This is a genomic window from Streptococcus sp. A12, from assembly GCF_905372335.1.
GTDB lineage: Bacteria > Bacillota > Bacilli > Lactobacillales > Streptococcaceae > Streptococcus.
The window spans coordinates 1-22,014 of record NZ_CAJPOU010000029.1 but is presented as its reverse complement, the minus strand read 5'-3'; the positions used below and the strand labels follow the sequence as shown (position 1 = coordinate 22,014).

Below are 22,014 nucleotides of genomic sequence, written 5' to 3'. Positions count from 1 at the left end.
TTAATATAGTGTTTCTGTTATGATATTTTTTAGAAAGCAGGTTACTACATGACAAATTCTGTAAGTTCGAACCGACCTGAGAAGTACAACATTGCAGCTTTCTTCTCAGGTGTTGGGGGAATTGAGTTGGGATTTGAACAAACCAACGAGTTCAGAGTGGTGTATGCCAATGAATTTGATAAGTATGCTCGTCAGACTTATCAGTTAAACTATCCAGATACCTATTTGGATGGTCGTGATATTCATGCGGTACAGCCGGAAGACATTCCAGCTGAGCGCGTGGATGTGATTATGGGAGGATTCCCTTGCCAGGCCTTTAGTATTGCGGGTTACCGCAAGGGCTTTGATGATGATCGTGGCGATCTCTTTTTTGAGTTACTTCGCATGATTGAGGGACGTAAACCTCGTGCTATTTTCATTGAAAACGTTAAGAACATGGTCGGTCATGACCACGGGAATACCTTCAAGGTTATTCGTGAAGCCTTGACGGAGAACAACTACTTTATCAAGTGGAAGGTTCTCAACGGGAAAGACTACGGAAATATCCCACAAAACCGTGAGAGGATTTACATTGTTGGTTTTGATACTAAAGAAGCCTACGACTTGTTTGAGTTTCCAGAGGAAATCAAACTGACAACGACTTTGGCTGATGTTATTGATTTTGGTGCCAAGCCAGATGAGGCCTACTATTATCGAGAAGGCAAGCAAAATTTCTACGACCAGTTGAAGTTTGAAGTGACTAGTCAAGATACGGTTTATCAATGGCGCCGTCAATATGTCCGTGAAAACAAAAACGGTGTAGTCCCTACCTTGACAGCCAATATGGGAACAGGCGGGCACAATGTTCCTCTGATCCTGACTGACAGTGGGGAGATTCGCAAGTTGACTCCCAAAGAGACCTTTAATGTCCAAGGTTATCCAAAGACCTTCAAGTTACCTGAGGGGGTTTCAAATGGTCAACTCTATAAACAGGCTGGAAATAGTGTGGTTGTTCCTGTGATTAAACGCATTGCAGAGCGGATTGCTTTTGCCCTTAATGAGAGCAATGGGCCGTCTCAACTGGATCGCTCCGGAAAATTCGCGATTATCTATACCAAGATGAATGGCCAGTTTGAAGGCCAGTCTTATGTGAAAGATTTTGTCTCCACTTATGAGGAAGCAGAGCAGAAGATTGCCTCTTATGAGGATGGTCTTGCTGTTTTATCAGATGAAGATTATTTCAGATTGGTAAAAAAACGTGGAAATTTTGAATTTTACAGCATTATTTAACGAATTATATAAGTAAGGGGACTAGTGAAAATCTAGTCTTCTTTTGATATACTTAAATAAGAAGTGAGGATTGAATGATGTGGGAACACCTAAAACAAGAACAAAAGGAAAAATACAAGACTCTCATTACCAATTTTGCTAGTCTGAGTGAGGCCTTTTCTCAAAAAGCAGAGGGTGAAGATTCTGATGATCGAGAAAGCTATGTTGCTCCGATTGTCAATTCAAAATTCCAAGAGACTGTTTTCCAAAAAGCTTTTCATGCGGTTGGGGAGGATATTGCCAATACCTCTTATGATGCTTCAGTTGTCGTTGATGAACAACATAAGTATTTGGTTGGGATTAAATCCTTTGGTTTAGAGTCTGGGGATCAAAGGATTGCTCAGTTCAAGAAAGATTCACAGTCTTGGAACGAGCTGTTGAGTGAAATCCGATTTCATGCTGAGATTTCACCGGACAAGGAAACAGCTGATAAAGAAAATCAAGCTCGCTATGAAAAACTAGCTCGTGAGATTGCGTCTTTACGAAATCAACGGATTGAATCCTCAAAAGCTCTCATTAAGGGATTTCATTCTGATTCTAGTCACGTAGAAGCCGTCTATCATGTCTTGATGCCAACTTCGAAAGGACATAAGCCTCAGATCCATGTGGGAGAGACAACTTATCTGCCGGTTGACCTAGATAATCTCAAAATTCTAGGCTCAACGACTAAGAACAATCCGACAAATTTCCGGTTCACAGACGGCCACCATGATTACAAATACACGGCTGCAGATAGTCAGCTCCATATGACCTTTAGGAATAAGGAGATTGTGGTTGATACTTGGAATGTGAATTATGTCGAAGATCCCTTTTATCTTTTTGAACACCTTCACTTATTGACATCAGAAAAAAGTGATTCGGAAATTCTTGAGACCGTTTCTTGGGCGATCACAGACAAGCATGGAAATGTAGAAGAAAATTCTGGTTTTAATGCCTTTAATGGTGGATCAAAGTTGGCCAAGAAGGATCGCTTGCCACGGATTTTAAAGATTCAGGAAACATTTAAAGACAGTCTGGCTCCAGAAGAACTAGCTTTTGTGACCTTCTCTTTGGAAGAAATCCTCTTGAAAAAATGGTCTAGCAAGGAAGAAAAAACTCAGATGAAGTCCATCCGTGAGGACTTGATTCGTTTTGTACACGAGACGGGAAATGAAAAATTAGTCAAAGAAATTGAACAGCTGGTGTATCGTCCGGTCAGTGAAGTGTATATCCCTCTTCCAGATTCCAAACATTTCCATGAAGAGCGTCCGGACTTTTTTGGTAAAGGGATTGGAAGTTTTGAGCCAGGTACGAGTAAACTTGCCCTCCCAAAAGAAGAACGGACCTTTAAGCTACGATTTCTATCATCAGGTGATGTGATTACTGCCTATATCAATCAAGAAGCTGGGAAGGCCATTCAATCAACTGATAAGCAAGAAATCCTTGGAAATTGGATTCTTCGTGGTGTCTTTCAATTAAAAGACAGAGAGATCCTAACGGGTAAGAAATTGTCTCAGTTAGAAATTAACGGTATCCGTCTTTCAAAATTCAAAAACGGTGAAGTCGGCATTGACTTCATCTGGATTGATGTGGATAATCCTCCTGCAGATGCGATTGGTTGGGTTGCGAAAGCTTCTTCATTCACACGATAAAAGAACCTCCTAGTTTTCCTAGGAGGTTGTTTTGTATTCTGTGGTAGGACTGTGGCCTAGGTAGGTATAAATCCGTGTCAGTGGAGATTGGGGGTGGATAGAGACGCGAAAGTGAAAGTAGTGGTCACGGTGGTCGCGACTCTGGGTATGGTGGAGTTTGAAATAGTTGCGCTGGCCTGTCGACATGGATCTCAGTAGGTCATCTTCTAAAAAGACCAAGGGGGTCGCGGTCGTTGCCAATCGGTAAAAATCATGCTCGAACTGCTGGTAATTGTCTGAAAAATAATCAAATTGGAGTTCGTGTTTATTCAGGGCTGGTTTCATAGCTAGAATCTCCTGGTTCAATAGAAAAAATAGTCGAAAGAAGGAGAGAGTGGTAGTGCTGGCCGTTTTTAATGAGGACTTCGGAAGGGCTTAAGGTATAGACCTGACCGTAGTAGACGGCGATTTGATTGTCCTGGAGGGTAGAGAGGGAGAGGGAGGTCTCTTGCTGGTAGGCTTGCTCGAGGAGGTGACGGATTTCTTGGTTTGAGAGGAGGCGAAGCTCTTCGAGAGAGAGCTGGTTTGTTTGTAAGGCCGTCGAATGCTCAGAGAGGAAGAAGCCAGCCCACTTGGCCATGCCCCGGTCTTGGAAGTCACGTGCCGACTGATAGGGGAGATAAGAACGATCAATCATGCTAAGCCATCTAAACCTCCTGCAGAGTGGCCTCCGGTCAGCTTGCTTCGAGCCAGAGCGCGCGAATTTTCTAATAGGGCAGATCCCTTCTGTAGAGAAGCAAAGCCAAATCGGTCACGGATGTGGTCAATGGTCCCTTGGAGAGCTTCTTCTTTTTGGGTTTGCTCAGGGTCATCAAATAGGGAGATCAGCTGGAAGCTCTCCTCTACGAGATTCCCATAAAAGACTCCTATCTGCCGGATGGCTCCTCCCTGGTAGTGGGAGCGAAAGAGCTGGATGACTTCCTTGGCTAATTGAGCGGTAGAGTTGGTCGGCTCAATCTTTCGTTGGCAGTGGATGGAGGGGAGCTGTTCTTGCTTGGAGTAGCTGGCGTGGATGGAGACCAGTTGTGTCTTTTTCTTTTCCCGACGCAAGCGGATAGCGACTTGCTCAGCCATCTCTAGACAGACCAGTTCAATATCGCTTTGGCGGTGGTAATCACGGGGAAGGATTTGCGAATTTCCCAGACCGTGAGACTTTGGCCGATAGGGACGATGGACATTGCTTTCATCGATCCCATGGGCGTGAAACCAGAGCTGGACGCCCATGACTCCAAATTCTTTTTTGAGCTGGTCTGGATTGGCCTGAGCCAGTTCATAGATGGAGTGAATGCCTAGTTTGTTAAGGCGTTTTTCTGTTCGATGGCCGATCCCCCAGAAATCGGTCAGTTTTTTTATCTGCCAGACTCGACTGGGGACATCTTCGTAAGACCAGTTAGCCCGCATGGTTTTCTGGTGCTTGGCGTCGTTGTCCAGGGCCAGTTTGGCTAGTAGGGGATTGGCATTGCTCATCCCGACAGTAGCGTAGATCCCAGTTTTCTGCCAAATGCGCTTTTGGATCCGAGCAGAAAGAAGGTCCAGCTTGGAGCGTCGGTCCAGCTGGGTATCAGGAATAAAGTAGTTGAGAGAGCTGGTCAAATCAATAAAGCCCTCATCAATGGAATAGGGGTAGATGTCATCTGGAGCAGCAAATTCTTGAAAGACTTGTTGGATTTCCATGTTGACCTGGATATAGGCATTCATGCGAGGGGGCACGATAAAGGTGCGCTTGGCCCAACTTTCGATATAGTGGACAAAGGCTGGATCTGTAGGCAGGCCTTGCTTACGGGCCAGGTAGTAATTGAATTTCCTCGTCTTGAGATCAAAGGGCAGATCATAGCTCCGCCCGACATTTTTCTTTCCAAAGACCTGCTTAAAAACGGGGGAACTGGCTAAGATGAGGCCAGCAGAATTGTCGCTCCGACTCATGACACAAAGAGAAGTAGTCAAAGGATTGAGGCCGAGGCGGACGCATTCACAACTGGCATAGAAACTTTTCATATCCACAAAAGCAATATCAGACCTGGGCTCACGTGAATAATCAAAAAGCATGTCTAAACCTCCAGAGGGAGGAAGTGGCCGACCACGATACCGACGATTTTTGGTTCATCTTCGTAGGGGGCAAAGAGGTCATCATAGGCTGGGTTGATGGACTCTAGGCGGAGGCCCTCGTCTTCTCGATAGACTTTTTTGATATAGGTCTTCCCATTCCACATGAGGGCATAGACCGCTCCATCATAGTCAAATCCGGTCTGTTTCATCAAGGCAACAGAACCGTTTGGATAGCTTGGTTCCATAGAATCTCCAGACACCCAAGAGGCAAAGTCGTGTTGGATCTCTTGGTCAAAATAGACGGTCTCGTAGTCAGTTTCATTGTCATAAAAGGTATGACCATGTCCAGCTGCCAAGTCGATAGAGAGGACACGGTAAGGGATCAAAGAGACCACCTTTTCTTGCTCTGCTAAGAGTTGGCTGGCAAAGAGATCGACCTTTCTCTGATGGGGTGGGGTTAGTAAAGGGTAGGTGAAAAGCGCTGAGCTCTTGTCGACAAAGTAGTCCTCTTTAACGGAGAGGCGCTTGGCCAACCTCCTGAGATTTTTATCGTGTGGCTCTGCTAAGCCATTCTCCCAACTAGAGTAGGTCTTGCGACTAATCTCTAAGGATTCGTAGACCTGGGCTTGGGTCAGGCCCAGCTCAAGTCGCCGGTCTTTTAATTTTTTTGCATCAAACATCTGCATTCTCCTATGTAACGTTTTAAAAGTTACGTATAGTATAGCAAAAAAAAATTCGGACTTCAAGAGAAAAGTGAGAGGATTTTTCTTTAGGAGCGAAAGGGATTTAACTTCAGCGGATATCAGATGGGAGAGGTGGGTGTTTTTGTATCTTTTATCCAAATTTTGATATAATAATCTCTATGAAGATTGTATCAGGTACCTATGGAGGGCGTCCTCTTAAGACGCTCGAAGGAAAGACAACGAGGCCCACTTCAGATAAGGTGAGAGGGGCTATGTTTAATATGATCGGTCCTTATTTTGATGGGGGTCGGGTCTTGGATTTATATGCTGGCTCAGGCGGTCTGTCCATCGAGGCGGTGTCTCGGGGGATGGAGCAGGCTGTATTGGTCGAGAAAGATCGCAGAGCCCAAGGGATTATTGCTAGCAATATCCAAATGACCAAGGAAAGCCACAAGTTTCAATTGCTGAAGATGGAGGCTCACCAAGCTCTCAATCAATTGCAGGGGACCTTTGATCTTATTTTCCTGGATCCTCCCTATGCAAAAGAGCAGATCGTAGCCGATATTGAGGCCCTGGCTGAACGTGGTTTACTTGGAGAAGAGGTCATGGTCGTCTGTGAGACGGATAAGGCAGTAGACTTGCCTGAGGAGATTGCTTGTCTAGGAATCTGGAAAGAAAAAATCTACGGAATTAGTAAGGTGACGGTTTATGTCAGATAAAATCGGATTATTTACAGGTTCATTTGACCCAATGACCTTGGGACACTTGGATTTGATAGAGCGGGCCAGTCGCTTGTTTGATCGCTTGTATGTCGGCATCTTCTTTAATCATGAGAAGAAGGGCTATTTTACCATTGAGCAAAGGGAAGCCATAGTGACAGAAGCAGTGGCTCATTTGCCCAATGTAAGAGTCATCACCTCAGAGGCAGAGTTGGCAGTAGAGGTGGCTAGACGGTATGGGGTGACCAGTTTGGTCCGAGGGTTGCGCAATAGCCAGGACTTCCTCTATGAAAGCAATATGGACTACTTCAATCACCAGCTGGCTCCAGAGCTTGAGACCATCTATCTCTGTGCCCAGCCCCAGTACCAGGCCTTGAGCTCGACGAGAATCCGCGAGCTGCTGACCTTCCAGCAGGATGTCAGTGCCTATGTCCCAGAGAGTGTTATAAAGGAGATGAAATAAAACGAATGAAAGAATTTGAGAAACCAAGGGCTCAGCTACCAGAAAGCCCATTTGAACCTGTGCGCAAAAAAGATAGTGTGTGGAGAACTTATCGTTGGCCGATGATTGGGACCCTGCTTCTGATTTTGGCCTTGCTAGCTTTCTTTGTTCCCCTACCCTATTATCTGGAAATGCCTGGGAGTTCAGAAGATATTCGCCAAGTGATGCGCGTCAACCAGAAAAATGATGAAGCATCCGGTTCGTATGATTTTGTCACTGTTGCCGTCAAGCAAGCGACCTTCTCGGATATAGTCTATGCCTGGGTGACTCCTTTTACAGATATCCACTCTGAACAAGAAATGACAGGTGGCAGTTCCAGTGAGGAATTTTTCCGGATCAATCAATTTTATATGGAGACCTCTCAAAATACTGCCAAATACCAAGGATTAAAAACTGCTGGAAAAGAGACAGAGATGGAATTCTTAGGTGTCTATGTCATGCAAGTAGCAGAAGACTCTACCTTTAAAGGCGTTCTAAATATTGCGGACACAGTTACGGCTGTCAATGACAAGACCTTCAAGAGCTCAAAAGAGCTCATCGAGTATGTTGGCTCCCAAAAAATCGGAGACAAGGTCTCAGTGACCTACACAGAAGATGGCCAGACCAAGACCGCTGAAGGAAAGATTATTAAGTTGGTCAATGGCAAGAATGGGATTGGGATTAGCTTGATTGACCGGACAGAAGTGAAGAGTGACATACCGATTGAGTTTGCGACAGCTGGCATCGGTGGTCCAAGTGCCGGGATGATGTTTAGTTTGTCCATCTATACCCAAGTAGCAGATCCAGACCTTCGTCAAGGACGCCATATCGCGGGGACAGGGACCATTAACCATGATGGGACTGTCGGAGATATCGGTGGAGTGGATAAAAAAGTCGTGGCGGCAGATCGAGCGGGTGCTGAAATCTTCTTTGCCCCTGACAATCCAGTGACAGAAGAAGTCAAAAAGAACAATCCGAATGCCAAGAGCAACTACGATGAAGCGGTAGAAACAGCTAAGAAAATTAAGACCAAGATGAAAATTGTCCCCGTCAAAACCTTGCAGGATGCTATTGACTATTTGAAAAAGAACTAAAGTAGCCTGTTTGACAAATTTCGTACTTGAACGTATGACATTGTGTTAGCAGAGGGGAATGTTCACCTTCTAATTAAATTCAAGTTTTTGCTTATCAATCTCTCTATTTTTAGAGGGATTTTTTCTTTATACTGGTGTCAGAAAGAAAGGGAGGTAGTGAAATGATTCAAACCAGTTTGTTTTCCATTTCAGTATTCTTAGCGGGAGTTCTATCCTTTTTCTCCCCGTGTATTTTGCCACTGATGCCAGTCTATGTAGGGATTCTATTGGATTCTGAGCATGAAAAAACGGTGCGTATTTTTGGAAGAGACATTTCTTGGTATGGCCTGGTGAAGACTCTTTGTTTTATCGCAGGTCTATCAACTGTTTTCCTGATTCTAGGATACGGTGCAGGGGCCCTTGGCCAGGTGCTTTATGCTCCCTGGTTCCGTTACCTACTAGGAGGGATTGTCATCTTATTGGGAATCCATCAGATGGGCCTCATCAATCTTCAGCAACTCCAAAAACAAAAGAGTATCCAACTGAAGAAGGATGAAAAACGCAATGAATTCTTCAATGCTTTTCTGATAGGGGTCACCTTCAGTTTTGGTTGGACCCCTTGTGTCGGACCAGTTTTGAGCTCTGTTTTAGCCATTGCAGCTTCTGGAGGAGATGGTGCATTGCAAGGCGCTCTCCTGATGCTGGTATATACATTAGGCTTGGCTCTGCCTTTCTTGCTTTTGGCCTTGGCTTCTAGCTGGGTTCTACAACATTTTGCTAAACTCAAGCCCCATATGGGAACCTTGAAAAAAATTGGTGGTGCCCTCATCATCTTGATGGGCATCTTGCTGATGCTAGGAAATCTTAATAGCCTCGCATCCCTGTTTCACTAATCTTGAATGATTAAAGGAGAAAAATCATGAAAAAAATTCTTGCACTTTCTATTGCTACACTTAGCATCGTCACTTTAGTAGCTTGTTCTGGACAGAAATCAGATTCAGACATGAAAAAAACGGACGATAGTAGTATGATGAAGAAGGACGATATGAAGAAGGAAGATATGAAGAAGGATGACATGAAGGATTCATCCATGTCCGATGATAAAATGAAAAAAGAAGACATGAAAGATTCATCTATGATGTCTGACAGCAGTTCTGAAATGAAGGATGATATGAAAAAGGATGATATGAAATCCAGCGATTCAGAAATGAAAGATGAAAAGAGTGAATCATCTGATATGAAATCAGACCAATAAAGGACAGTAGGAAGAGGAAGTCGTCTGCTTGGGCGACTTTCTCCCTATTTATTAAAGAGGAGGAAGACATGAAAAAAATAGCTTTAGTAGCTGCAGGATTCTTGTGTGCTGGACTTTTGGGGGCTTGCTCTAACCAAGGAATGGAATCATCCAACAAAAGTGAGACTAAGCAGACATCCACAACGGGACCTTCAGAGCAAGCTGGAAAGAAGGTTCAAGAGTTTAACCTGCAAGGAGTAGACGGTAAGACCTACCGCTTATCTGATTACAAAGGGAAGAAAGTTTACCTCAAATTTTGGGCTTCCTGGTGCTCTATTTGCCTATCGACATTAGAGGATACCAATGAGTTGGCAAAAGAAGAGGTGGGTAAGGATTATGTGGTCTTATCTGTTGTAGCTCCAACCTTTAATGGCGAAAAAACGGAAGCAGATTTCAAAAACTGGTACCAGTCTTTGGATTACAAGGATTTCCCAGTCTTGCTAGATAGTAAAGGGGAACTGCTAAAAGAGTATGGGATTCGTTCTTATCCATCGGCACTCTTTATCAATAGTGATGGAACTCTCGCTAAGACCCATATCGGTTATATGAGCAAGGAAGACATCGTCCAGACTCTAAAAGAAATGAAGTAAGGAGGACATAAAATGGAAACAAAATGGAAACTCATTTCCATTCTTTTAGTGGGGCTATTTTGTTTTGGAATCTTTTTCCTTGTCAAAGGATCCATGGCCTTGGATACATCAGATGCGACGACTGAGCAGATCAAAAAAGCGTCCATGAGTCAGACACCAGTAGCAAACAAAAAGAAGGAAGAAAAAGTCAATCCAGAAGACCAACGAGAAATCTATCTAGCTGGTGGCTGCTTCTGGGGTGTGGAAGAGTATTTTTCCCGTGTTCCGGGTGTCATTGATGCCGAATCAGGTTATGCCAATGGAAAAGGGGATACCACCAAGTATGAACTGGTTAAGCAAACAGGGCATGCTGAAACGGTACACATCACCTATAATGTCAAGAAGGTTTCCTTGAAAGAACTGCTTCTGCACTATTTCCGGATTATTGATCCAACATCAAAAAACCGTCAGGGAAATGATGAGGGCAGTCAATATCGGACAGGAGTTTATTACACTGATAAAGCAGATTTGCCAACCATAAACCAAGTATTTGAAGAGGTGGCGAAGAAATATGATAAGCCTTTGGCTGTAGAAAAAGAAGAACTTGCTAATTATATCAAGGCGGAAGACTACCATCAGGACTATCTACAGAAACATCCGAATGGCTATTGTCACATTGATGTGAATCAAGCTTCTTATCCAGTTATTGACGCTAGTCGCTATCCAAAACCGAGCGATGAAGAGATCAAGAAGAAGTTATCGCCCGAAGAATATGCAGTGACGCAAGAGAATGATACAGAGCGTGCTTTTTCTAATCGCTATTGGGATAAGTTTGAAGCGGGCATCTATGTGGATGTCGTAACAGGAGAGCCTCTCTTCTCCTCAAAGGATAAATTTGATTCTGGTTGTGGTTGGCCAAGCTTTAGCCGACCAATCAGTCCGGATGTGGCAACCTACAAGGAAGATAAGAGTTTCAATATGACTCGGACAGAGGTTCGGAGTCGAGTAGGAAATTCCCATCTAGGCCACGTCTTTACTGATGGACCTAAGGAAAAAGGTGGCCTTCGTTACTGCATCAATAGCTTGTCAATCAAATTCATCCCTAAAGCAGAGATGGTGGAAAAGGGCTACGGTTATTTGTTGGACTATGTCTGAGACTTTTTGCGACCTACTTTGATATAATGAATATAATAAGGGTAAGTAGGTGAAACACATGTATTCAATCATGATTGTAGAAGACGAAGAGCTAGTTCGGCAGGGACTTACTTCTCTAGTGAATTATGAACAGTTTGGGATGAAGGTCATTGACCAAGCGGAGAATGGGCGAATAGCTTGGGAAAAATTTCAAGCACAACCAGCTGATCTTCTATTGACTGATATCAATATGCCACAGATGAATGGCTTAGATTTGGCCCAACTGGTCCGAGAGAAAGCTCCTTCCTGCCATATCATCTTTCTAACAGGCTATGATGATTTTGAGTTTGCTCGGAAAGCCATTCGACTCGGAGCAGATGACTATATCCTCAAGCCCTTTTCAAAAGCAGATATTGAAGAGATGTTGGGGAAAGTCAAGAATAAGCTAGACGAGGAACGAAAGAAAGCCCAGGTTGAAACCTTGGTGGATCAGGGTCATTCGACAGAGTTGGAAGAGGCTATTCATTCCCGCTTAGCGGATTCCCAATTGACCCTCAAGGACTTGGCTTCTCAACTGGGTTTTAGTCCCTCTTATCTGAGTGTTCTAATCAAGAAAAAATTGGGTCTCCCTTTTCAAGAATACTTGATCCAAGAACGGATGAAAAAGGCCAAACTTTTACTATTGACGACGGATCTCAAGATTTATGAGATTGCAGATCAGGTTGGTTTTGAGGATATGAACTATTTTTCTCAACGCTTTAAACAAGTAGTCGGTGTAACCCCAAGACAATACAAAAAAGGAGAGCATGAATGAAACGATACCCTTTGCTGATTCAGCTGATTATCTATGTATTTGTCTTTATTCTCTTACTCTTGGGTTTGGTCGGTAGTCTATACTATCAAACTAGCTCAGCAACCATTGGCCAACTGACAGAGCGGACAACCCGCAATAGTATCGACCAGAGTAGTCAGTTTATCACCTCCTATCTGAAAAAATTGAAGCAGACCACCTCGGTCCTTAGTAAAGAAGAGACCGTTCGTCAGTTTGCTCAAGACAAGGAGGTGAGCCCAGAAGCCGTTCAAAGTCTGATGCAAACCATTATTGAGACAGACCCAGATCTGGTTTCGGCTGTCTTGGTGACTAAGGATGGACGCCTCGTTGCTACGGATTCTCAAATTAGCATGCAAACCTCATCGGATATGATGAACGAAAGATGGTATCAGGAAGCTATCAAGGAGAGGGCCATTCCAGTCTTGACGCCGGCCCGGAAGGAATCCTTGTCTTCAGAGAAGGACAAGTGGGTGATTTCTATCACCCAGGAAGTGGTGGATGCTTCTGGTCAAAATCTAGGAGTTTTGCGCCTAGATATTGGTTATCAAAGTCTAGAGGCTTATCTGGATCATCTCCAACTAGGCAAAAAAGGCTTTAGTTTCATCGTCAATCAGAAGCATGAATTTGTCTACCATCCTAAAAAGACAGTCTATTCTTCCAGTCGGGAAATGCAGGCCATGCAACCCTATATTGCTGTCAAGGATGGCTATGCCCAAAAGGGGCAGAACTTTGTCTACCAAATTGCTATACCAGAGAGCGATTGGACCTTAATTGGAGTGGCTTCTCTGGAAGGTCTCCAGCTGCTTCAGTCGCAAATGCTCTATTCCTTTATAGGTTTAGGAGTTCTCGTCCTCATCATGTGCTGGATGGGAATCTGGTTCATTCTGCGCTTGTGGATTAAACCCCTACAAGACTTACAGGCTGTTATTTTGAAAATAGGAGCTGGTGATTCCCACTTGCGGGCAACTACCAAGGGATCGCCCGAATTGGTAGATCTTGCTCAAGCCTTTAACCGTATGTTGGATCAAATTGAAAACCTTATGCAATTGGTTAAAGAAGAGGAACAAAACGCACGACGTTATGAACTGCGAGCTCTTTCAGCCCAAATCAATCCTCATTTCCTCTATAACACCTTGGATACCATTGTCTGGATGGCTGAGTTTAATGATGGTCAGCGCGTGGTTGACTTGACTAAGTCCCTAGCCAAATATTTCCGCCTTGCTCTCAATCAAGGACAGGAACAAATTAGGCTTCAGGACGAAATAGACCATGTGCGCCACTATCTCTTCATTCAGAAACAACGCTATGGAGATAAGTTGAATTATGAAATTTTTGAAGAGGGGACGTTGGGAGATTATCAGCTTCCAAAACTGGTTCTACAACCCTTAGTGGAAAATGCCATCTATCACGGCATCAAGGAGATGGATCGGCCGGGCATGATACGAGTCACTTCGGAAATCAGAGAAGAAGAAGTGGTTCTGACGATTTACGATAATGGACGAGGCTTTGCCTTGTCTGAGTCGACAGACCAAACCCTTCTTCGGCTAGGAGGTGTTGGCTTGAAAAATGTGGACCAACGATTGCATCTTCAATTTGGCGAAGCCTATCATATGGAGATTGATTCTAAGGCCAATAGCTATACGAAAATCACTCTTTATTTGCCCCTTCCGTCCGGCAATGAATATTCATAGAGACAAAGATTGCCTTCTTTGTTTTAGATTGAAGACGAAGTCATCTAAAAAACTTTCCGCCGTGAGAAAAGTGCCTGAAGCGCAATTGTTTCAGGCACACGGAATTATTGAGACCTTAGGCTCAATAATTAGTCATGGAACTTCTACGAAGTTCGCTGACGTCCGTACTCACCTAAGGAAAGTTTTTCAGAAGACTTTATCTTCCATCTGAGCAGGCTTTGAAAAAGCCTGCTTTTTATAATGTGATAGTAAGAAAAGGTAAATTAAATCGTCAGACTTTTTACAGATTTTCTCTTTTCCGTTGAAATTCTATCTAAAGATAGGGATTTATGATAAAATAAAGTGTTACAACTAAAGGTATGAATAAAGGAAGGCTATGCGCAAAGAAATATCCCCTGAATTATTTAATTACAATAAATATCCCGGACCGGAATTTCGTCTGGTTAGCAATCAAGTGCTAGCAGAACAATTGACATTTGAGCTGGTTGAGAATCAAAATGATGCCTTTGATACGACGGTCTTTGGCCAGCGTTTTTCAGAGGTTTTGACCAAATTTGATTATATTGTCGGTGATTGGAGCAATGAACAGTTGCGCCTACGAGGCTTCTATAAAGATGATCGCCCAGTCACAGATGCAGAGAAAATCAGCCGTCTGGAAGATTATTTATTAGAATACTGTAGCTATGGCTGTGCTTATTTTGTCCTAGAAAATGCAGAACCTCGTCGAGCATCCTTTGACAAGAAATCTTCTCCAAAACAACAGGAAGAGGGGAATCGTTCTGCTAAGCGTGGCGGTCGTCAAAATCGCCGGAATCGCTCTAAAAATCAGCCACGGGAACGTGAACAAGAGCAAAAACAAAAGACTTCTCAACCAAAGAAAAAGAACCGTCAGCGGTCTAGAAAAAAAGATGCAAAGGGTGAGCAAGAACGCCACTTTGTCATCCGTCAAAAGTAAAGAGAGAAAAGAGATAAGATGAAACCTTCAATTTATGGCTTGACTCGACACGAACTGATCGAGTGGGCAGAAGAAAATGGTGAAAAGAAATTCCGAGCGACCCAAATCTGGGAATGGCTCTATCGCAAACGCGTCCAGTCATTTGAAGAAATGACCAACCTATCGAAGGACTTGATTGAAACCTTGAACGACCAGTTCGTGATCAATCCATTGAAACAACGGATCGTGCAAGAATCGGCAGATGGGACTGTCAAATACCTCTTTGAATTGCCAGACGGTATGTTAATCGAGACGGTATTGATGCGTCAACACTATGGCTTGTCAGTCTGTGTCACCACTCAGGTAGGGTGCAACATCGGCTGTACCTTCTGTGCATCTGGTTTGATCAAGAAGCAACGCGACTTGAACAGCGGGGAAATCGTTGCCCAAATCATGTTGGTTCAAAAATACTTTGACGAACGTGAACAAGATGAACGTGTCAGCCATATCGTTGTGATGGGAATTGGTGAGCCGTTTGACAACTACAAGAATGTCTTAAGCTTTGTCCGTACGGTTAATGATGACAAGGGGCTGGCTATCGGTGCCCGTCACATTACCGTTTCAACGTCTGGCTTGGCTCATAAGATTCGTGACTTTGCCAATGAAGGGGTTCAGGTCAACTTGGCAGTATCCCTTCATGCTCCAAACAATGACTTGCGTTCTAGCATCATGAAAATCAACCGGGCTTTCCCGATTGAGAAATTGTTTGCGGCCATTGAGTACTATATCGAAACGACCAACCGTCGGGTGACCTTCGAGTATATCATGCTCAACGAAGTCAATGATGGTGTCGAGCAAGCCTTGGAATTGGCAGAACTCCTCAAAAAGATCAAGAAGCTATCTTATGTCAACTTGATCCCATACAACCCAGTTAGTGAGCATGACCAATATAGCCGGAGTCCAAGAGAGCGCGTGATGGCCTTCTATGACACCTTGAAGAAAAACGGAGTCAACTGCGTGGTTCGTCAAGAGCATGGTACGGATATCGATGCCGCTTGTGGACAATTGCGTTCTAATACGATGAAGAGAGACCGGGAGAAAGCCATTGTTGAAGAAGCTCAACCGTAACAACTGGCTGATAGAAGAAGGGCAATTAACAAAAAAAGGAAGACAACTGCTACTAGGTGGCAGTTTCTTCTATTTTGTCCTGCTCTGCCTCATGTGTTTTCTTCCCCAGCAGCCTGAACCAGGGATGGAAACACCTGGGATTCAACATTTTGGTCGTGTAGTCGTATTACTGATTCCCTTTAATTCTCTCATCAACCTAGGTCAAGTGACCAGTCTGCTCCAGCTGATCAAGGTGCTTGTACAGAATATAGCCAATATCTTTCTCTTGTTCCCTTTGTTTTTTCAACTATTGTGGCTCTGGCCTTGGCTAGGTACTCGGAAACGCGTCCTTTGCTTTAGTCTAGGGATGAGTGTGTGGATCGAGCTTAGTCAGATTGTGTTAGACCTCTTGTTTGATTTCAATCGGGTGTTTGAGATAGATGATTTGTGGACCAATACTCTGGGAGGCTACCTAGCCTATCTGTGTTTTAAATGGGTGCAAGCTTCTATGGGTAAGGACAATCTATCTTAGTTTGGACTAAAATCCGAACGATTGAATACGATTTCAAAATTTGGGTTGACAAAGTCAGAAGCGGGAGCTATAATAGCTTCAAGACATCAGAAAAGTAGAGGTTTTTCTCACTTCCAGGGAGCTTGTGGTGATTGCGAACAAGCAGTGGTCAATCTTGAAATGGGCTGATGCGTTTATGATGATGAATTTGAAACAATAAAAATTCGGTGAGCACACCTTATCGTGCACCCTGTTGTTAGACAGGTCAGAGATGTAGGAGAAAGAATGTCTCCCTACAATTGAGGTGGCACCGCGGTATCGAATCGTCCTCACACAGATTTTTCTGTGTGAGTTTTTTTGTATCTCAAAGGAATCCAGTGAGACTGCAGCTCAAAGGGCCAGCGAGAGAAAAAATCATAAACAAGATTGAAAATATAGAAAAGAGGACACAATCATGACAGAAACAAAAGGCTATTTCGGACAATTTGGTGGATCTTTCGTACCAGAACCTATTCAAAACTTGCTCGATCAATTAGAGGCAACCTTTGAACAGTATAAAAATGACCCAGAATTTATCGCAGAATACAAACATTATCTGAAAGATTATTCTGGACGGGAAACACCGCTCTACTTTGCGGAAAGTTTGACAGATCATTTAGGTGGGGCAAAAATTTATTTGAAGCGCGAAGACTTGAATCACCTAGGTTCGCACAAGTTAAATAACGTCTTGGGGCAAATCCTCTTAGCCAAACGCATGGGCAAAACGCGCGTGATTGCTGAAACAGGAGCTGGTCAACATGGTGTGGCTACAGCAGCTGCGGCAGCTAAGTTTGGTATGGCCTGTGATGTCTACATGGGAGCAGAAGACGTGGAGCGTCAACGTCTCAATGTCTTCCGCATGGAAATGATGGGGGCAACCGTTCATGCGATTGAAACAGGAACAAAAACCTTGAAAGACGCCGTAGATGCTGCGTTTGGAGCATGGATGGCAGATCTGGATGCCTTTTACGTTTTGGGTTCTGCTGTTGGTCCTCACCCTTACCCAACCATTGTGCATGAATTCCAAAAGGTGATCAGTGAAGAATCTAAACGTCAAATCTTGGAAAAAGAAGGTCGTTTGCCGGATTATGTCATTGCCTGTGTCGGTGGTGGATCCAATGCCATCGGTGCCTTCTCCCAATATGTAGGCGATGAGGAAGTCAAACTGGTCGGTGTTGAAGCGGCAGGCCATGGTTTGGATACAGACCAGCACGCAGCGACCATGACCAAGGGGACTGTAGGAGTTGTCGATGGCATGAAGACCTATGCTGTCTTTGGCGAAGATGGGAAAGTAGCACCAGTGTACTCAATCTCTGCTGGTTTGGACTATCCAGGGGTTGGTCCAGAGCATGCCTTCTTTAAAGACTCTGGTCGTGTCGAATATGTAGCTGCGACAGATGATGAAGCAGTTCAAGCGCTTCTTCTTCTCAGTAAGACAGAAGGGATCCTCCCAGCTATCGAAAGCTCACACGCGATTGCAGAAGCTGTCAAACGTGCTCCACAATTGGATAAAGACAAGATCATCATCATCAATGTTTCTGGACGTGGGGACAAGGACGTAGCTGCTATTGCAGATTATCTAGAAGCGAAAGCTACAAACTAAACAATCTTATCTGCTAAAAATTGTAAAAAAGAGTAAAGCATGATAACTCAGAAAAAGACAGGGAACGAAAGGAATCCGGTCTTTTTCTTTTTTAAAGAGAAAGACCAGGAGACCAATGAGGGAAGCCCCTTGCATGACTAAGAGGACTTGGGTAGCTGAGAGGGTCAAAGAAAAAGTAGCCAGTAAGAGAAAGTCCCCTGCTCCAATGCCAATGGAGTAAAGACAAGATAGAATTCCTAAGAAGAGAAAGACTCCCATTAAGAGGGTAGGGCCGGTGAAAAGTAGGCAAAGAGTGTGGAGTATTAGCCAGAGAAGGAGAGGGTACTCCATGGAGCGCAAATCATAGATAGCCAAAACACAACTGCCAAGCAGAAGCAGGAGATGAGGGATGGGAAGAAGCCCCTGATAGCATAGCAAAAAAAGGAGGCCAGACCAGGCTTCAAAGAGGGCATACCAATAAGGAAGAGGACTCTGGCAGTAGCGACAACGGAATCGAAAAAGTACTTGTGAGAGAATGGGAATCAGGTCCAGAGGTCTTAAGGTCTGTTGGCAACGATCGCAGTGGCTTCTCGGACAGATGATGGAGCTTTCTGGAAAGCGGTCAATGACGAGCCCTAAAAAGGAGGCGATGCAGGCACCGACTGTAAAAAAATAAAAGTTAATCATACTTATATAATTCGTAAAAAAGATGACTAATAACGATTAGAACTGAAACAATTTTCTAACTTTTCTTATTTAAGCATTTTCTCTTGCATTTCTTAATTAGAAGGATTATAATATAACTAAATTAGAATAATTCTAAAAAAGGAGAATTTAGTTATGACAACAATTAAAAAAGAAGCAGCAAAAGACGTAGCAACATTTGCAACAATCAGCGAAGTAAGCAAGAGTTTAACTGATACAAAAGCGGTTCTCAACCAAGTGGTGGCAGATCTTTATGTCGCTCATATTGCCTTGCACCAAGTGCACTGGTATATGCGTGGCCGTGGTTTCCTCGTATGGCATCCAAAAATGGATGAGTATATGGAAAGCTTGGATGCGACTCTTGATGAAGTGAGTGAACGCTTGATTACCTTGGGGGGCGCTCCATACGCTAGCATGGTTGAGTTCTTGGAACACAGCAACATCCAAGAAGAAAAAGGTTCATTCGAACGCTCTATGGAAGAAAATTTGGGACGTGTTCTTTCTATCTTCCGCTACTTGGTAAGTCTTTATCAAAAAGCCTTGGATATCACAGATGCTGAAGGAGATGACGTGACCAACGATATCTTTGTTGGTGCAAAAGCTGAATTGGAAAAACATATCTGGATGATTGCCGCTGAATTAGGTCAAGCACCAGGTTTGTAATCTGAAAATAAACAAACGAGCCTTCCTTGCTTGGGAGGCTCATTTTTGTTTGGATGAGATTTTTCCTGTAAATAAAATAGGGGCCATCTTGAAAATACTTGAAAGATTTGATAGAATAAGCACATGAAAACCCTGTACGATGTTCAACAATTTCTGAAAAAATTTGGAATCATCATTTATGTCGGAAAACGACTTTACGACATCGAATTGATGAAGATTGAATTAAAAAGGATCTATGACGCTGGGCTGATGGAAAAATTGGATTATCTAGAAGCGGAAGCCGTCTTACGTAGAGAACACGCACAGGAATTACGCTATTTAGAAGAGGAAAAAGAAAAGTGAATGTAACAAATGTTTTAGTATGGTTGATTGTTTTAGGGATGTTTGGCTGGATGGGCTACAATTACTTCCGTATCCGTCGTGCTGCAAAAATTGTGGACAATGCAGAGTTTGAAGAATTGATCCGCAAAGGCCAATTAGTGGACTTGCGTGATCCGAATGAATTCCACGCTAAGCATATTTTGGGAGCTCGGAATATTCCTTCCAACCAGTTAAAAGTGAGTCTGGCAGCTCTTCGCAAAGATAAACCAGTCTTGCTCTATGAGAACAGTCGTGGTTCCCGTGTGACCAATGCGGCCCTCTTCTTGAAAAAACAGGGCTATAAAGATATCTATATCTTGTCCTATGGTTTGGATTCATGGGATGGAAAAGTAAAAACGAACTAAGATCAAAACTCCAGAAGTATAAGCTTCTGGAGTTTTTTAGCGGGTTTCTTCTAAAAAAGAGCGAATCGCATCACATTCAACTGATGTGAGGGGGCGATACTGCCCCTTTTTCAGCTCATCCTCTAAAGTAAAAGGCCCAAAGCGAACTCGTTTTAAAGTAGTGACTTTGACCCCAATGGATAAAAACATCTTTTTCACCTGATGAAATTTCCCTTCAGACAGGGTGACTAGGGCCTGACTTTCGGTAAGGCTGGAGTTAAGGATTTTTAGTTTGGCCGGCTTACACCTGGTCCCGTCTAAGAAGGTGATTCCTTCTTGAAATTCCTCTATATGAGCGGGTTCAAGAGGGCCGTTGACTGTTACCGCGTATTCTTTTTCAATATGGTATTGGGGATGAAGGAGTTGGAAACCTAGAGGTCCATTATCTGTGAGTAGGAGGAGGCCGGTCGTATCCCGATCCAGTCGACCGATAGGATAGGTCTTGGGGGTCCGGTCTTCTGCTCGGAGGAGATCCAACACTGTAGGATGTTGGGCATCCTTGGTAGCCGTCACTAGTCCTTGAGGTTTATGAAGAAGAAAATAGTGATGGGAACAGTCGGTAAGGATCCGATCCTTCCAGCGAACTTCTTGGAGACCTGTATCTACATTTTGGGATAATTTTGTTGCAGCAAGTCCGTCGACTAGGATCTGCTTTTTGGCTAGGCTCTGTTTGATTTCTTTGCGAGGAATTTGGTAGTGGGCCAGTAATTGATCTAATCTCATAAAAGACAGGATAGCATGAAATGGAGAGAAGCACAAGTATTCGGAAAAATGATGAAGAAAAGGGATAAAGAGGTGAAAGATTTTCATGAATAGAGTGGTTAGGAGTGGGAATGAGAAAGCAGGTTTTCGAAAGAAAGCATGAAAACATTTACACTTACTTGAGTTAAGTCATTTGCTTAAAATTGTGGTATAATCGTTCAGTTAGAAAATAAATTTTTGAATACAATAGAGGAAATCATGACAAAATTAAGAGAAGATATCCGTAATATCGCGATTATCGCCCACGTCGACCACGGGAAAACAACCCTTGTTGACGAATTGTTAAAACAATCTGAAACTCTTGACGCACGTACAGAGTTGGCAGAGCGTGCAATGGACTCAAACGATATTGAGAAAGAGCGTGGAATCACCATCCTTGCGAAAAATACAGCCGTTGCCTACAATGGAACTCGTATCAACATCATGGACACACCAGGGCACGCGGACTTCGGTGGAGAAGTTGAACGTATCATGAAAATGGTTGACGGTGTTGTTTTGGTCGTAGATGCTTACGAAGGAACCATGCCACAGACTCGTTTCGTATTGAAAAAAGCCTTGGAACAAGACCTTGTGCCGATCGTTGTAGTTAACAAAATCGATAAGCCATCTGCTCGTCCAGCAGAAGTAGTAGACGAAGTCTTGGAACTCTTCATCGAGCTTGGTGCGGATGATGACCAACTTGACTTCCCAGTTGTTTATGCGTCAGCAATCAACGGAACATCTTCATTGTCAGATGATCCAGCAGACCAAGAAAAGACTATGGCGCCAATCTTTGACACCATTATTGACCACATTCCAGCTCCAGTTGATAACTCAGATGAGCCCCTTCAATTCCAAGTGTCACTCTTGGACTACAATGACTTCGTTGGTCGTATCGGTATCGGACGTGTCTTCCGTGGTACTGTTAAGGTTGGAGACCAAGTTACTCTTTCTAAATTGGATGGTACAACCAAGAACTTCCGTGTTACAAAACTCTTTGGTTTCTTTGGTTTGGAACGTCGTGAAATCCAAGAAGCTAAGGCCGGTGACTTAATTGCCGTATCAGGTATGGAAGACATCTTCGTTGGGGAAACAATCACTCCAACAGATGCAGTTGAAGCTCTTCCAGTTCTTCACATCGACGAACCTACTCTTCAAATGACCTTCTTGGTCAACAACTCACCATTTGCTGGTCGTGAAGGGAAATGGGTGACTTCTCGTAAGGTTGAAGAACGTCTGCAAGCTGAGTTGCAAACAGACGTGTCTCTTCGTGTAGACCCAACAGACTCACCAGATAAATGGACAGTTTCAGGACGTGGGGAATTGCACTTGTCAATTCTTATTGAAACGATGCGTCGTGAAGGTTATGAGCTTCAAGTATCTCGTCCAGAAGTTATCGTTAAAGAAATTGACGGTGTGAAGTGCGAGCCATTTGAGCGCGTGCAAATCGATACTCCAGAAGAATACC

Annotated in this window: 25 protein-coding genes and 1 other annotated feature; of the genes, 19 read left to right on the top strand and 6 right to left on the bottom strand. The window is 43.7% G+C overall.

Annotation, left to right across the window (positions count from 1 at the left end):
- Positions 1–48: 48 nt before the first annotated feature.
- Complete coding sequence (locus QZ158_RS05460) at positions 49–1,269, top strand: DNA cytosine methyltransferase (protein WP_293883235.1); 1,221 nt, start codon at positions 49–51, stop codon at positions 1,267–1,269.
- A 77-nt stretch (positions 1,270–1,346) separates the two neighbouring features.
- Positions 1,347–2,939, top strand: coding sequence for a hypothetical protein (locus QZ158_RS05455; protein ID WP_293883232.1), 1,593 nt, complete (start codon positions 1,347–1,349; stop codon positions 2,937–2,939).
- Positions 2,940–2,957: 18 nt separating this feature from the next.
- Here the strand turns inward: QZ158_RS05455 and QZ158_RS05450 are convergent, their stop codons facing one another.
- The 4 genes from QZ158_RS05450 to QZ158_RS05435 are packed head-to-tail and all read right to left on the bottom strand — an operon-like array spanning position 2,958 to position 5,704.
- On the bottom strand, positions 2,958–3,263 hold the full coding sequence (locus tag QZ158_RS05450; protein ID WP_293883229.1) for a DUF5960 family protein: 306 nt from the start codon (positions 3,261–3,263) through the stop codon (positions 2,958–2,960).
- A complete protein-coding gene (locus QZ158_RS05445; protein WP_293883226.1) occupies positions 3,244–3,615 on the bottom strand; it encodes a hypothetical protein in 372 nt (123 codons plus the stop codon). Before QZ158_RS05445 ends, QZ158_RS05450 begins: the two co-directional genes overlap by 20 nt.
- Complete coding sequence (locus QZ158_RS05440; RefSeq protein WP_293883223.1) at positions 3,612–5,024, bottom strand: Y-family DNA polymerase; 1,413 nt, start codon at positions 5,022–5,024, stop codon at positions 3,612–3,614. Before QZ158_RS05440 ends, QZ158_RS05445 begins: the two co-directional genes overlap by 4 nt.
- 2 nt (positions 5,025–5,026) lie before the next feature.
- Positions 5,027–5,704, bottom strand: a complete 678-nt coding sequence (locus tag QZ158_RS05435; RefSeq protein WP_293883220.1) for an XRE family transcriptional regulator — start codon at positions 5,702–5,704, stop codon at positions 5,027–5,029.
- A 182-nt stretch (positions 5,705–5,886) separates the two neighbouring features.
- On the opposite strand from QZ158_RS05435, the gene rsmD reads away from it, so the two are divergent.
- From rsmD to trpB, 13 genes are all read left to right on the top strand, one after another.
- The gene (gene rsmD / locus QZ158_RS05430; RefSeq protein WP_048715851.1) at positions 5,887–6,426 is read left to right on the top strand and encodes a 16S rRNA (guanine(966)-N(2))-methyltransferase RsmD; all 540 of its coding nucleotides are present in this window, start codon (positions 5,887–5,889) and stop codon (positions 6,424–6,426) included.
- A complete protein-coding gene (gene coaD, locus QZ158_RS05425; protein ID WP_293883181.1) occupies positions 6,416–6,889 on the top strand; it encodes a pantetheine-phosphate adenylyltransferase in 474 nt (157 codons plus the stop codon). Before rsmD ends, coaD begins: the two co-directional genes overlap by 11 nt.
- A 77-nt stretch (positions 6,890–6,966) precedes the next feature.
- A complete protein-coding gene (locus QZ158_RS05420) occupies positions 6,967–8,001 on the top strand; it encodes a SepM family pheromone-processing serine protease (protein ID WP_293883242.1) in 1,035 nt (344 codons plus the stop codon).
- A 161-nt stretch (positions 8,002–8,162) separates the two neighbouring features.
- Positions 8,163–8,873 (top strand): thiol-disulfide oxidoreductase-associated membrane protein CcdA2, encoded by a 711-nt coding sequence (gene ccdA2 / locus QZ158_RS05415; RefSeq protein ID WP_070589647.1) that lies wholly within the window; start codon positions 8,163–8,165, stop codon positions 8,871–8,873.
- 26 nt (positions 8,874–8,899) lie between these two features.
- Positions 8,900–9,235, top strand: coding sequence for a hypothetical protein (locus QZ158_RS05410; protein ID WP_293883174.1), 336 nt, complete (start codon positions 8,900–8,902; stop codon positions 9,233–9,235).
- A 68-nt stretch (positions 9,236–9,303) separates the two neighbouring features.
- A complete protein-coding gene (locus tag QZ158_RS05405) occupies positions 9,304–9,864 on the top strand; it encodes a redoxin family protein (RefSeq protein WP_293883171.1) in 561 nt (186 codons plus the stop codon).
- A 12-nt stretch (positions 9,865–9,876) separates the two neighbouring features.
- Positions 9,877–10,998 (top strand): peptide-methionine (R)-S-oxide reductase MsrB, encoded by a 1,122-nt coding sequence (gene msrB, locus QZ158_RS05400; RefSeq protein ID WP_293883168.1) that lies wholly within the window; start codon positions 9,877–9,879, stop codon positions 10,996–10,998.
- 58 nt (positions 10,999–11,056) lie between these two features.
- A complete protein-coding gene (locus tag QZ158_RS05395; RefSeq protein WP_061563665.1) occupies positions 11,057–11,791 on the top strand; it encodes a response regulator in 735 nt (244 codons plus the stop codon).
- The gene (locus tag QZ158_RS05390) at positions 11,788–13,500 is read left to right on the top strand and encodes a sensor histidine kinase (RefSeq protein WP_293883163.1); all 1,713 of its coding nucleotides are present in this window, start codon (positions 11,788–11,790) and stop codon (positions 13,498–13,500) included. The genes QZ158_RS05395 and QZ158_RS05390 overlap by 4 nt, the downstream gene beginning before the upstream one ends.
- Positions 13,501–13,876: 376 nt before the next feature.
- The gene (locus QZ158_RS05385) at positions 13,877–14,455 is read left to right on the top strand and encodes a YutD-like domain-containing protein (protein ID WP_293883160.1); all 579 of its coding nucleotides are present in this window, start codon (positions 13,877–13,879) and stop codon (positions 14,453–14,455) included.
- 18 nt (positions 14,456–14,473) lie between these two features.
- Positions 14,474–15,562, top strand: coding sequence for a 23S rRNA (adenine(2503)-C(2))-methyltransferase RlmN (gene rlmN / locus QZ158_RS05380; protein WP_293883158.1), 1,089 nt, complete (start codon positions 14,474–14,476; stop codon positions 15,560–15,562).
- Entirely contained in the window at positions 15,540–16,073 is a 534-nt protein-coding gene (locus QZ158_RS05375) for a VanZ family protein (protein ID WP_293883156.1), read from the top strand. Before rlmN ends, QZ158_RS05375 begins: the two co-directional genes overlap by 23 nt.
- A gap of 77 nt (positions 16,074–16,150) precedes the next feature.
- Positions 16,151–16,386, top strand: a binding site (T-box leader).
- Between the two features lie 120 nt (positions 16,387–16,506).
- Positions 16,507–17,694 (top strand): tryptophan synthase subunit beta, encoded by a 1,188-nt coding sequence (gene trpB, locus QZ158_RS05370; protein ID WP_293883153.1) that lies wholly within the window; start codon positions 16,507–16,509, stop codon positions 17,692–17,694.
- A gap of 6 nt (positions 17,695–17,700) precedes the next feature.
- Here trpB and QZ158_RS05365 read toward each other — a convergent pair whose 3' ends face one another.
- On the bottom strand, positions 17,701–18,360 hold the full coding sequence (locus QZ158_RS05365) for an A24 family peptidase (RefSeq protein WP_293883150.1): 660 nt from the start codon (positions 18,358–18,360) through the stop codon (positions 17,701–17,703).
- Positions 18,361–18,513: 153 nt separating this feature from the next.
- Here QZ158_RS05365 and QZ158_RS05360 point away from each other — a divergent pair, with 153 nt between their 5' ends.
- The 3 genes from QZ158_RS05360 (at position 18,514) to QZ158_RS05350 (ending at position 19,766) form a co-directional block, all read left to right on the top strand.
- Positions 18,514–19,041, top strand: a complete 528-nt coding sequence (locus tag QZ158_RS05360) for a DNA starvation/stationary phase protection protein (RefSeq protein ID WP_006596795.1) — start codon at positions 18,514–18,516, stop codon at positions 19,039–19,041.
- 123 nt (positions 19,042–19,164) lie between these two features.
- On the top strand, positions 19,165–19,383 hold the full coding sequence (locus tag QZ158_RS05355; RefSeq protein WP_006596794.1) for a YqgQ family protein: 219 nt from the start codon (positions 19,165–19,167) through the stop codon (positions 19,381–19,383).
- Between the two features lie 38 nt (positions 19,384–19,421).
- Positions 19,422–19,766: a rhodanese-like domain-containing protein gene (locus QZ158_RS05350; protein ID WP_125335604.1), complete on the top strand. Its 345-nt coding sequence runs from the start codon at positions 19,422–19,424 to the stop codon at positions 19,764–19,766.
- Positions 19,767–19,802: 36 nt separating this feature from the next.
- Here the strand turns inward: QZ158_RS05350 and QZ158_RS05345 are convergent, their stop codons facing one another.
- Positions 19,803–20,528 (bottom strand): 16S rRNA pseudouridine(516) synthase, encoded by a 726-nt coding sequence (locus tag QZ158_RS05345; protein ID WP_293883141.1) that lies wholly within the window; start codon positions 20,526–20,528, stop codon positions 19,803–19,805.
- Positions 20,529–20,765: 237 nt separating this feature from the next.
- Between QZ158_RS05345 and QZ158_RS05340 the strand changes: the two genes are divergently transcribed.
- The coding region (locus tag QZ158_RS05340) for a GTP-binding protein (RefSeq protein WP_293883138.1) at positions 20,766–22,014 on the top strand (1,249 nt) is incomplete at its 3' end.